Annotated in this window: 10 protein-coding genes; 3 read left to right on the top strand and 7 right to left on the bottom strand. The window is 61.5% G+C overall.

The window, feature by feature from the left end; all coding sequences use genetic code 11:
- The first annotated feature begins 154 nt into the window (after positions 1-154).
- Together RSO67_RS24595 and RSO67_RS24590 are read left to right on the top strand one after the other, a co-directional pair.
- Positions 155-1,537 (top strand): leucyl aminopeptidase family protein, encoded by a 1,383-nt coding sequence (locus tag RSO67_RS24595; RefSeq protein WP_315840965.1) that lies wholly within the window; start codon positions 155-157, stop codon positions 1,535-1,537.
- Positions 1,530-2,381, top strand: a complete 852-nt coding sequence (locus RSO67_RS24590; protein ID WP_315840964.1) for an NlpC/P60 family protein — start codon at positions 1,530-1,532, stop codon at positions 2,379-2,381. The genes RSO67_RS24595 and RSO67_RS24590 overlap by 8 nt, the downstream gene beginning before the upstream one ends.
- Here the strand turns inward: RSO67_RS24590 and RSO67_RS24585 are convergent.
- The 7 genes from RSO67_RS24585 to RSO67_RS24555 form a co-directional block, all read right to left on the bottom strand.
- The gene (locus tag RSO67_RS24585) at positions 2,365-3,021 is read right to left on the bottom strand and encodes an NUDIX hydrolase (RefSeq protein WP_315840963.1); all 657 of its coding nucleotides are present in this window, start codon (positions 3,019-3,021) and stop codon (positions 2,365-2,367) included. The two genes, RSO67_RS24590 and RSO67_RS24585, sit on opposite strands and share 17 nt — an antisense overlap.
- Before the next feature lie 6 nt (positions 3,022-3,027).
- Positions 3,028-4,665 carry an ABC transporter ATP-binding protein gene (locus RSO67_RS24580; RefSeq protein WP_315840962.1) on the bottom strand — a complete coding sequence of 546 codons (1,638 nt, stop codon included), beginning with the start codon at positions 4,663-4,665 and terminating at the stop codon, positions 3,028-3,030.
- Between the two features lie 9 nt (positions 4,666-4,674).
- Positions 4,675-5,853: an ABC transporter permease gene (locus RSO67_RS24575; RefSeq protein WP_315840961.1), complete on the bottom strand. Its 1,179-nt coding sequence runs from the start codon at positions 5,851-5,853 to the stop codon at positions 4,675-4,677.
- Positions 5,853-6,959 carry a microcin C ABC transporter permease YejB gene (locus RSO67_RS24570; protein WP_068736211.1) on the bottom strand — a complete coding sequence of 369 codons (1,107 nt, stop codon included), beginning with the start codon at positions 6,957-6,959 and terminating at the stop codon, positions 5,853-5,855. The genes RSO67_RS24575 and RSO67_RS24570 overlap by 1 nt, the downstream gene beginning before the upstream one ends.
- Before the next feature lies 1 nt (position 6,960).
- A complete protein-coding gene (locus tag RSO67_RS24565) occupies positions 6,961-8,817 on the bottom strand; it encodes an extracellular solute-binding protein (protein ID WP_315840960.1) in 1,857 nt (618 codons plus the stop codon).
- Positions 8,818-8,831: 14 nt separating this feature from the next.
- Entirely contained in the window at positions 8,832-10,733 is a 1,902-nt protein-coding gene (locus RSO67_RS24560; RefSeq protein ID WP_315840959.1) for an extracellular solute-binding protein, read from the bottom strand.
- Between the two features lie 234 nt (positions 10,734-10,967).
- Positions 10,968-11,516 (bottom strand): c-type cytochrome, encoded by a 549-nt coding sequence (locus RSO67_RS24555; RefSeq protein ID WP_068736206.1) that lies wholly within the window; start codon positions 11,514-11,516, stop codon positions 10,968-10,970.
- Between the two features lie 208 nt (positions 11,517-11,724).
- On the opposite strand from RSO67_RS24555, the gene RSO67_RS24550 reads away from it, so the two are divergent.
- Positions 11,725-12,465, top strand: coding sequence for a 3-deoxy-manno-octulosonate cytidylyltransferase (locus RSO67_RS24550; protein WP_315840958.1), 741 nt, complete (start codon positions 11,725-11,727; stop codon positions 12,463-12,465).
- Positions 12,466-12,488: the final 23 nt, after the last annotated feature.

The raw sequence follows: 12,488 nt of genomic DNA, 5'->3' as shown, positions 1-12,488 counted from the left end.
GGAGCGAACGGGCGGGCCGGATGCCTTCAGCAATAGAGTGTTAACCCTAATGGCTGGTTAATCGGCGCAGACTGCGCCATATCCTCCCATACCGTCGCTTGACGCCCTTTGCGCTTCGGGTGTCATTGCCGTTCAATTTCATGAGATTCTGCATATGCATTCCGCCTTCGACATGACCGCCGCCGCATCGGCTATTCCGATCACCTTCGCGAGCAAGACGACCTGGCCCGAGATCAGCGCGGCACTGCCCGGACCGGCGAAAGCTTTCGCCGCGGCCAACGGTTTTGCAGCGAAGCCCGGCGCCTGGCTGGCGTTGCCGACGGAAGATGGCGCCATCGCCCAGGTCATCTTCGGGCTGGAAGACGACGGCGCGACCTTCCGCGACCTGTTCCGCCCGGGGCAATTGCCCGGCCTGCTGCCACCGGGCACCTACCGTTTCGCCAACGCGCCACATGACGTCCGCCTCGCCGTACTGGCTTTTGCACTCGGCAGCTATCGTTTCGGCCGCTATCGCAAGAATGATGAGCCCAAGGTGAAGCTGGTGCCGCCGGATGGCATCGATGTCGCCGATATCAGCCGCATGGCCGAGGCTGCAGCACTGGCGCGCGATCTCATCAATACGCCGTCGAACGATATGGGGCCGGAAGAGCTCGCCGCGGCCGCCAAGGAACTCGCCACGCGTTTTGGTGCAGACTTCAAATGCATCGTGGGCGATGACCTCATGCAGCAGAATTTTCCATTGATCCACGCCGTGGGCATGGCCTCGACGCGCGCGCCACGGCTGATCGATTTCTCCTGGGGTGCCCCGTCGCATCCGAAGGTGACGCTGGTCGGCAAAGGCGTCTGCTTCGACACCGGCGGCCTCGACCTCAAGCCCTCAAGCGGCATGCTGATCATGAAGAAGGATATGGGCGGCGCCGCCAATGTCCTGGCGCTGGCGCTGATGGTGATGGACGCCAAGCTGAAAGTGCGGTTGCGCGTGCTGATCCCTGCGGTGGAAAACGCCGTCGCCGGCAACGCATTCCGCCCTCTCGATATTTTCAAGTCGCGCAAGGGGCCGACGGTCGAAATCGGAAACACAGACGCCGAAGGCCGGTTGGTGCTGGCCGATGCGCTGGCCTATGCCGATGAGGAGAAGCCGGACCTGCTGGTCGATCTGGGCACGCTGACCGGCGCCGCACGCGTGGCGCTCGGCCCCGATCTACCGCCCTACTACACCAATGACGAGACGCTGGCGCTCGACGTCGCGCGCTGTGCGAAGGAGCAGAACGATCCGCTGTGGCGGCTGCCGCTCTGGGCTCCCTACGATGCCTGGCTCGACTCCAAGGTGGCCAATATCAACAATGCGCCCTCCGGCGGCTTTGCCGGCTCGATCACATGCGCGCTGTTTCTGCAGCGCTTTGTCGAAGCCGCCAGGAGCTGGCTCCATGTAGATATCTATGGTTGGACGCCATCGGCGAAGCCAGCACGCCCCGAAGGCGGCGAATGCCAGGCGGCACGAGCGATCTATCAGCTATTGAGCCAGCGCTATGGATAAACGAGATCCCCGGCTCACTCCTGCGCGCCCGGACGTGGCTGCGCGATATCTTGAAGGTCAGGTCGAGGCCGCACGTTTCGTCGACGGCGAAGAATTCGAGGTTGCCGATGGCGTCACCTCCATGCGGCTCCAACCATTCTCCGGCGCCGAAATGAATACGCAGGCCTTGAAGGGCGAGCGTTTCACCATCTACGACCGCAACGAAGAAGGCTGGGCCTGGGGCCAACTCAATGGCGACGGCTATGTCGGCTGGCTCTCGGATCTCGCACTCTATCCACGCGGGCCGACACCGACACACAAAGTGACCGCGCTCCGGACGTTCCTTTTTCCTGGGCCCTCCATCAAACTGCCGCCGACAGATACGCTGCCGCTAGGCGCGCGCCTGGCCATCGTCAAGATGACCGATGCATTTGTGATGACGAATGCCGGACATTGCGTACCGAGGCGGCATGTCGCGGAGATCGATGCGTTCGAAAACGATTTCGTTGCGGTCGCCGAGCGCTTCGTCGGCACGCCCTATCTATGGGGCGGCAAGAGCAGCCTCGGTATCGATTGCTCCGGGCTGGTGCAAATCGCACTGACCGCATCAGGCACCGGCTGCCCGCGCGACAGCGACATGCAGGAGAGCGGCCTCGGCCGCGCCTTGTCCGACGCCGAGATGCAGCATCTGAAGCGCGGCGACCTGATTTTCTGGAAGGGCCACGTTGCCATCGCCCGCGATGCCGACACGATCGTGCATGCCAATGCGCATCACATGGCAACGGCCATCGAGGACACGAAAGGCGCCATCGCGCGGATCAAGGCGGCCGGCAGCGATATCACCAGCATCAGACGGCTGGATTAGGCACCGCGCGCTCGTAGTAATCCTGCAGTCGGGCACGATGCAGCGCCAGCCACTGCAGAGCACTCACCATCAGGCCGTTGTGAATTGCGCCGCTATCCAGTGCCGCGATCGCCTCGTCGATGGAGACCACGAAGGGCCGCGTATCCTCGGTCTCTCCGACGAGACCACCCCGGGTGGGTACCTTGCTGCTGTCAACGAAGCCGAGAAAGAATGTGACATACTCGTCGGTGAAGCCCGGCGTCGGCAGCACGCTATAGAGCTCGAGCAAACGCTGCAGCGTTACACCGATTTCTTCCGCACATTCTCGCGCAGCGGCAACGAGCGGCGTTTCATCCTCATCAACGCGTCCGGCGACGATCTCGACCATCTCACCACGCCCCGTGGCGAGATGCGCCGGCAAACGAAACTGGTGAATCAGCACGACTTCGCCGCGCGCAAGATCGATCGGAAGAACTGCGGCCACTTTGCTGGCACGGAGTATGTCACGCTGCTGCCGCAGTGTCTCATCGCCCGCGCGAATGATCGCGATATCGTACCGTTCGTAGGTCATGAAGCCGCGTCCGACCACCGTCGGAGCCGAGACAGCGACATCGGCAGCACGGTCCGTAATGGTGGGACGGTGATCGTTGTCTTTCGTCATCGTATCCTACTGCGCAGCATCCCCGCCCGGCGCCGTTTCGATCCTGAACGCTGCGGCAAACAGCGCGCGGGTGTAGTCGCTCTTCGGATTCTTGAACAGCTCAGCCGCCGGGCCCTCTTCGACCACCTTGCCGTGCCGCATCACGATGAGGTGGCTGGCCAGTGACGCGACCACGCGCAGGTCGTGCGAGATGAACATATAAGTGAGATCGCGCTTGCGCTGCAGCTCGCGCAGGAGGTCCACCATCTGCGCCTGGAACAGCATGTCGAGCGCGCTGGTGGGCTCGTCCAGAACGACGAAACTCGGCTCCAGCACGGCTGCGCGCGCGATGCTGATGCGCTGGCGCTGGCCGCCGGAGAACTCATGCGGATAGCGGAACCGGGTCTTGGGATCGAGGCCGACATCCTGCAGTGCCTTGACGACGCGCGTCTCACGATCCTCCGGCGAAAGAGAAGGCTGATGCACGCTCAACCCTTCGGCGACGATATCGCCGACTGACATACGCGGCGACAGCGCCCCGAACGGATCCTGAAACACGATCTGCATGTCACGCCGGATCGGCCGCATGTCCTTGAACTGCAGACCCTGGATATCCTTGCTCAGGAACACGATCGGTCCCTGCGAGGAAATTAAGCGCAGTAGCGCAAGACCGAGCGTCGTCTTGCCGGAGCCGGATTCACCGACGACGCCGAGCGTCTCGCCTTGCCGCACCTTCAGGCTGACACCGTCCACTGCCTTTACGTGGCCCACCGTCTTGCGGAGTAATCCCCGCTTGATCGGAAACCAGACCTTGAGATCGTCCGCCGACATCACCACCGGCGCTTCGGGCCGTGGGGGTGCCGGATCCGGCTTCGGCTCAGCAGCAAGCAGATCGCGTGTGTAGGGATGCCGCGGCGACGTAAACACCTGCTCCACCGGACCCTGCTCGACGATCTTGCCATTGTTCATGACGCAGACGGTGTCTGCGATGCGGCGGACGATGCCGAGATCGTGGGTAATGAAGAGCAGGCTCATGCCGAGCCGCTGACGAATATCGGCCAGCAGAGCGAGTATCTGCGCCTGCACCGTGACGTCCAGCGCGGTGGTCGGCTCATCGGCGATCAGGAGATCAGGTGCATTGGCGAGCGCCATCGCAATCATCACGCGCTGGCGCTGACCACCCGACAATTGATGCGGATAGCTGGCGAGGCGTGTTTCCGGGTCTGGAATGCCGACTTGCGTCAGCAATTCCAGCGTTCGTTCGCGCGCCTTGCTGCCGCGGATGCCGTTATGGAGTTGCAGTATCTCGCCGATCTGCGCACCGATCGTGTGCAGCGGGTTCAGCGAGGTCATCGGCTCCTGGAAGATGATGGAGATATCGTTGCCGCGGATGCCGCGGATCTCGCGCTCCGACATGCTCAGGAGCTCATGGCCCTTGAAGCGGATATGGCCGGACGGGTGCGACGCCGTCGGATATGGCAAAAGCCGCAGGATCGACATTGCGCTGACGGATTTGCCCGAGCCGGACTCGCCGACAAGCGCAACGCATTCGCCGCGCTTGATCTCGAACGATACGCGATCGACCGCGACCGATGTATTACCGCCATGGTGGAACGCGACCGAGAGATCGCGCACATCGAGCAGCGGCTGGTTGATGGCATCCATGCTGCGGCCCTACCTGAATGTCTTGCGCGGATCGAAGGCATCGCGGACGCCCTCGCCGATGAAGATCAGCAGCGACAGCATGATCGCCACCGCGAAGAAGCCGGTGAAGCCGAGCCAGGGCGCCTGCACATTGGCCTTGCCTTGCGACAGAAGTTCGCCGAGCGATGGCGAGCCCGGCGGCAGGCCGAAGCCGAGGAAATCCAGCGCAGTCAGCGTCATCACCGAGGACGAGACGATGAACGGCAGGAAGGTCATGGTGGCCACCATGGCATTCGGCAGCAGATGTCGGATCATCATCTTGGCGTTGGACACACCGAGCGCCCGCGCCGCCATGATATATTCGAAGTTTCGGCCGCGCAGGAACTCGGCGCGCACGAGACCGACCAGCGACACCCATGAGAACAGCAGCAGGATCCCAAGCAGCACGAAGAAGCCGGGCACTAGCACCGAGGACAGAATCAGCAGCAGATAGAGTGACGGGATCGCACTCCAGATCTCGATGAAGCGCTGAAAGGCGAGATCGACCCAGCCACCGAAATAGCCCTGCACACCGCCTGCGGCGATGCCTATGATTGACGAAATGATCGTTAGTGCGAGACCGAACAGCACCGAGATGCGGAAGCCGTAGATCAGCCGCGCAACAACATCGCGGCCCTGATCGTCGGTGCCGAGCCAGTTATATTCAAGGTCGCGGCAGCTCTTGAGGCCCTTCTTCTCGACCACCGGCTTGCACTGTTCTTCAGTGAGCATCCAGGTCGGCTTCGAAGGCGCAGGCGTCGGCAGATCGAGATTGTGCGTATCGTAGGAATAACGGATCAGCGGCCAAAGGATCGTGCCGTTCTTCTCGGCGATCAGTTTCTGCAGGAACGGGTCGCGATAATCGGCGGCCGTCTCGAAATCACCGCCAAAAGTCGTCTCCGAATAGGTGACGAAAGCCGGGAAATACATCTTGCCGTCGAACTTGATGAAGAACGGCCGGTCATTGGCGATCACCTCGGCGAACAGCGAGATGAAGAACAGGAACATGAAAAGCCAGAACGACCAGTAGCCACGGCGATTGGACTTGAAGTTCTGCCAGCGACGCTGGTTGAGCGGCGAGATGCCAAGCGGGTGACGCGATGGCGGCACGGCTTCGCCGAGCGGCGACAGCGTGGTGGTTTCGACGGGCACGGGCGCTGTGATCGTCATCAGACTTCTCGCGCCTCAAAGTCGATCCGCGGATCGATCCACATATAGGCCAGATCGGACAGGAGGTTCACAACGAGACCGACCAGCGAGAAGATAAACAGCGTGCCGAATACCACGGGATAATCGCGGTTGAGCACGCTCTCGAAGCCGAGCAGACCGAGGCCATCAAGCGAGAAGATCGTCTCGATCAGCAACGAGCCTGAGAAGAAGGCATGGATGAATGCGCCAGGGAAACCGGCGATGACGATCAGCATGGCATTACGGAAGATGTGATTATAGAGCACCTGCCGCTCGTTGCAGCCCTTGGCGCGCGCGGTCATCACATATTGCTTGCGGATTTCATCGAGGAACGAGTTCTTGGTCAACAATGTCATGGTGGCGAAGGCGCCGAGCACCATCGAGATCAGCGGCAGCGTCATATGCCAGAAGTAGTCAATGATCTTCCAGTACCACGGGAACTGGCTCCAGCCGTCCGAGGTCAGGCCGCGCAGCGGGAAGATGCTCCAGAACGATCCGCCGGAAAACAGGATGATCAGCAGGATCGCGAACAGGAAGCCGGGAATGGCGAAACCGACAATGATGACCGCCGAGGTCCATGTGTCGAAGCGCGAGCCGTCCTGCACCGCCTTGCGAATGCCGAGCGGGATCGAAATCAGATAGGTGATCAGCATCATCCAGATTCCGAGCGACATCGAGACCGGCAGCTTCTCCTTGATGAGCTGCAGCACCGTCGTGTCGCGGAAATAGCTCTTGCCGAAATCGAAGCGCGCGAAGTTCCACAACATCAGCGCGAAGCGTTCCGGCGCAGGCTTGTCGAAGCCGAACTGCTTTTCCAGGCTCTTGACGAAATCCGGATCGAGGCCTTGCGCTCCGCGATACTTCGAATTCACCGCGTCGCCTGCAGCGCCGGGCTGTGCCCGATTACCGAAGTCCCCACCGGACGAACCGGAGACACGCGACGCGCCGGTATCGGCGCCGCTGAGCTGCGCGATCACGCGCTCCACCGGACCACCGGGCGCGAATTGCACCACGACGAAGGACACGAACAGGATTCCCAGCAGCGTGGGAAACATCAGCAGCACGCGCCGTGCGATATATGCGCCCATGCTATTTGGCCTGCTCGCTTGAAGGTTTTGCGGACGCCCACCACAGATCGGGGGCACCGACGCCGATATATTTCGGCAGATTGGCGGGATGGCCGAACACATCCCAATAGGCCACGCGATGCGACGCCGCATACCATTGCGGCACCCAGTAGCGGCCGGCGCGGATGACACGATCCAGCGCCCGCGCCGCGAAGACCAGCTTGGGGCGCGTATCGGCGGCGATGACTTCGTTCATCAGCGCATCGACGATAGGATCGGAAATGCCGGCGAGATTATTCGAGCCCTTGGTGACTGCCGACTGCATCGAGAAGAACGAACGCAGGGAATCGCCGGGAATGGTGGAAAAGCTGAAACGTTCGATGGCTGCGTCGAAGTCGAAATCGTCGCGGCGTGCGCGGAATTGCACGGGATCGACAAGGCGCACACTGGCCTCGATGCCGAGCGTGCCGAGATTCTTGATATAGGGCATGTGATGCGCCTGGAAAGCAGGCTCATCGAGCAAAAACTCGACCTTGAACGGCTCGCCCTGCGCCGTCATGCGCTTGCCATCCTTCATTGCGCAACCTGCGTCGTTCAGGAGCTGGATGGCCTTGCGCAGCAGCGCACGGTCCTGACCTGATCCATCCGATGTCGGTGGCAGATAGGGCGCTCCAAAAACCTCGGCCGGCACCTTGTCGCGGAACGGCTCCAGCAATGCTAGCTCTTCCAGCGACGGCGCACCAGTCGCCATCAGGTCAGAGTTCTGGAACGGCGACACCGTGCGCACATAGGCGCCATACATGATCGTCTTGTTGGTCCATTCGAAATCGAATGCGTTACCGAGCGCCTCGCGCACACGCGGATCCTTGAACTTGGCGCGGCGTGTGTTGAGGAACCAGCCCTGCGCACCGGAAGGTGTGTCGTCGGGCAACATCTCCTGCTTGACCCGGCCATCCTTTACCGCCGGGAAATCGTAACGCGTGTTCCAGATGCGCGAGGTGAACTCCTCGCGATACAGATAATTGCGGCCGGTGAAACCTTCGAAGGCCACGTCGCGGTCGCGATAAAAATCGAACCGTACCGTATCGAAATTATAGCTGCCGCGATTGACGGGAAGGTCCGCGGCCCACCAGTCCTTCACGCGGTCGAATTCGATGTAGCGCCCGACCTCGAAGCGGCCGACCTTGTAGGGACCGCTGCCGAGCGGCGTCTCCAGCGACGTCTCATCGAATGCGCGCTTATCGTAATAGGCCTGCGAGAAAATCGGCATGCCGGCGACAAACAGCGGCACATCGCGGCCGCGTTTCTCGGCGAATGTCACCACCAGCGTCAGGTCGTCTACGGCCTCGGCCTTCACCATGTCGCGCATCTGCTGCGTGATGATGGGATGGCCCTTGGTCTTGAGAGCCGTCAATGAGAATGCTGCATCACGTGCAGTGAGCTTGCTGCCGTCGTGGAAGCGCGCTTCCGGCCTCAGCGTAAAACGATAAGTCAGACCATCGGCAGAGATCTGCACGGACTTCGCGACCAGCCCATACATCGCGTCTGGCTCGTCGCCCGCGCGCACCATCAGCGGGGCGAAGGTCATGCCCATGCCCTGCGCGCCGTCGCCCTTCAGAACATAGGCATTCAGCGAATTGAAGGTCTGGAACGACTGGTTGAATGCACGGCTCGACGGCACCGTCGAGAAGGCGCCGCCCTTCGGTGCATTGACGTTGACGTAGTCGAAATTCGGAAAATCGGCCGGATATTTCAGATCGCCAAAGGCGGAGATGCCGTGGGCTTCTCTCGGCGCCTCTGCCAAAGCGGGGCTGAAGCGTGACGCCGCGATAGCGCCGATCCCGAGACCCAGCACGTGCCGACGATTGAGCTGCGCCATGCGCGATGTGCTCCTCAAGAGCGCTTGCCGATCTTGGCGGCCTTGTCGGCGTCGTACCACCAGATGGCGGGGAAACCCGACTGCCCGTATTTCGGCGGCTCAGGCGGACGACCGAAGCGATCCCAGCGCGCCGTGCGGACCTTGTTGTAAGTCCATTGCGGCACCACGAAGTTGTTCCACAGCAGCACACGATCCAGCGCCTTGGTCGCAGCGACGAGATCGTTGCGGTCCTTGGTGAAGATCACGCGATCGATCAGCTTGTCGATCGCAGGATTCTTGATGCCGACGATGTTGCGCGAGCCGGCCATATCGGCAGCCTGCGAACCCCAGAATTCACGCTGTTCGTTACCAGGCGACAGCGACTCCGGCCAGGACGACACGACGATGTCAAAATCCCAGGTCCGCAGCCGGTTCTCATATTGCGTGGCATCGATGGTGCGGACCGACACGCCGATGCCGAGACGTTCCAGCGACGGCTTGAAGAACAGCATCACGCGCTCGAAAGAGGGATCCTCGCCGAGCAATTCCAGCTCAAACGGCGCACCGGTCTTGGCATTGACCAGTTTGCGATCACGGACTTCATAGCCCGCTTCCTTGAACAGTTGCAGCGCTTCGCGAAGATTGCCACGCACGTTTTCAGCACTGCCGCCGACCGGATTCGTATACGGCTTGGTGAACACTTCCGGCGGCACCTCGGCGCGCACGGTCTCCAGAATCTCCAGCTCCTTGCCTTCCGGCAGACCGGACGATGCCAGTTCGGTACCATCGAAATAGCTGGAGATGCGCTTGTACTGGCCGAAGAAGATCTGCTTGTTCATCTCCTCGAAGTCGAATGCATAGTTCAGCGCGCGGCGAACACGCGCATCCTTGAACTTGTCGCGGCGGATGTTGAGCGCGAAGCCCTGCATGATGCCCGACGAGCGATTGAGAAATTCTTCGAGGATAACGCGCTTCTCGGCAACTGCAGGAAAGTCATAGGCCGTCGCCCAGTTCTTGGCGCTGTTCTCGGTGCGCCAATCGACCTGATCGCCCTTGAAGGCTTCGAGCGCGACGGTGCCGTCACGGAAATACTCGTAGCGCAGCTCATCGAAATTATTGCGACCGACATTCACGTTGAGGTCGCGCCCCCAATAGTCCTTCACACGCTCCACCGACACCGAACGGCCTGGCACGAACTCCTTGATGCGATAGGCGGCGCTGCCGAGCGGCATCTCCAGCGTGGTGCTGCCGATGTCACGCTTAGCGCCGGAAGCGTTCGTGCCCTCCCACCAGTGCTTGGGCAGCACGGTGAGCTGGCCGACGATCTGCGGCAATTCGCGGTTGCCGGGCGCATCGAAGGTGAACTTGATCTCGCGCTCGCCGACCTTCTCGGCCTTCACCACATGGCGGTAATAGGCAGAATATTGCGGGTGATATTTCTTGAAGGACTCCAGCGAGAAGATCACATCCTCCGGGGTCACCGGCTTGCCATCATGCCACTTGGCATTCGCCCGCAGCCGGTAGGACACCCAGGAGTAATCCTCGGGATGGCTGACGGCTTCCGCGAGCAGACCATATTCGGTCGAGACCTCGTCCAGCGATCCTGTCGTAAGGGACTCGTAGATCAGCCCGACGGCGCCGGCGATGTTGCCCTTCACGCCGGCCACCGCGATGTTGAAATTGTCGAAGGTGCCGATCGCGATCTGGCGGACGGTGCCGCCCTTAGGCGCTTCCGGATTGACGTAGTCGAAGCGCTTAAAGTCCGCCGGATACTTGATCTCCCCGAACAGGGACAGCGCATGGCGCCATTCTGCACCTTTTGCCGCAGACTGGGCACTTGCTGCATCGATGACGGAGAGGCTGCCCACACCACCGATGACAGGGGCAAGTGCGGCGAAGGCGCTGGTCTGGAGAAGGCGGCGTCGGGAAATCGTCAATGTGCTGAATCCTGTGAACCGAAGCAGTCTATTAGAACGGTCATATAAGGCGAGGGTTCGACCGATTATGCCGGCTTTTCCGCAGGATACCACCCGTCACGCTGGTTGCATCCTAACGCGTTGCGGCCAAACGTCCCGCTTAAGCTTTGGTAATGCAGATACGAAAACGGCCAGGCTGAGCCTGGCCGTTTAATCGATGATAAATTACCAAGGAACAGCGTTACGACACCGTCCTCATTTCGCTGCAGTGGGCAGCGGCACCGGCTTATCGGCGAGAGTTGCCAGATAGGCGATCACGTCGGCGCGCTCGCTATCCTTTTGAATGCCGGCGAAGCCCATGGCCGTGCCTGGTACGGTGCCCTTCGGATTGGCGATGAACTTGTTCAGCTCCTCGAAGGTCCAGGTGCCGCCCTTGGCCTTCATGCCCGCCGAGAAGTTGAACCCGGCCTTGCCTTCGCCCACCTTCTCATTGACGACGCCGAACAGGTTCGGGCCAACGCGGTTCGGGCCACCCTTTTCGAACGTATGGCAGGCGGCGCACTTCTTGGCTGCGGTTGAGCCCTTCTCGACCGAAGCGGTCTGCAGCAGCTTCTCGATCGGTTCGGACGGCGCGGCAGCGGCCTTGGCACCGCCGGCAGCCTCTTCCTTCACGGCGATATCAAAGCCGGGCTTTTCCATATGCTTCGGCGAAAACACGGCCTGGGCGGTGAAATTCGTCACCATCAGGACCAGGCAGGTGCCGAGAATGGCGCCCATAATCTTGTTGAGTTCGAAGGAGTCCATAGTCGAAAAGCCCCACGCCGTTTTAGGTCATTGGAAGGCCGCTCCAACGGCCTCGACACACTCAGGAATCACGTTCCTGCGGCCCTCGGGCCTGCCGTTTTGAGATAACGGTTTGCCCATCCTCTGGCAACCCGTATAAACGCCGCGCCCTTTGATGTGCATCATACTTTTCGGGGGGAAGATCACTGGAATCCAAGCCGATTTTGCCATGACAGACAGACGCACCCTGGTGCTCATTCCCGCCCGGATGGCGGCCACCCGCCTGCCCGGCAAGCCGCTGCTCGATATTGGCGGGCTGCCGATGATCGTGCATGTGGCGCGACGCGCCAAAGAGGCCGGTCTGGGCCGTGTGGCCATCGCCACCGATACGGCCGACATCGCCAGCGCCGTGGCAGCCCACGGTTTCGAGGCGGTCATGACCTCCCCGGACCATCCATCGGGCTCCGACCGGATCTTTGAGGCCCTGTGCAAGCTCGATCCGGCTGGACACATCCAGACCATCGTCAATGTCCAGGGCGACCTGCCCACTATTCCGCCCGGCGACATAAGCGCCGCAGTGCGGCTGCTCGACGACCCCGCGGTCGACATCGCGACCCTGGCGACCGAGATCCACAAGGATGACGAACATACCAATCCGAGCGTGGTGAAGCTGATCGGATCGCGGGCCGGTCCCGACCGGCTGCGCGCACTGTATTTCACCCGCGCCACGGCGCCCTATGGCGACGGGCCCCGCTACCATCATATCGGGCTCTACGCCTATCGGCGTGGCGCGCTCGAGGCCTTCGTCAAGCTCGCCCCCTCCACGCTGGAGGTCCGCGAAAAGCTCGAACAGCTGCGCGCACTCGAAGCCGGCATGCGGATCGACGCCGCCATTGTCGATAGCGTCCCGCTCGGCGTCGATACCCCCGCGGATCTCGAAACTGCCCGCCGCCTGCTGGCAAAAACCTGAGCGACTGATACAAGGCCCGCCAT

The organism is Tardiphaga sp. 709, assembly GCF_032401055.1.
Classification (GTDB): domain Bacteria; phylum Pseudomonadota; class Alphaproteobacteria; order Rhizobiales; family Xanthobacteraceae; genus Tardiphaga.
This window is presented reverse-complemented; position numbering and strand designations above follow the sequence as displayed.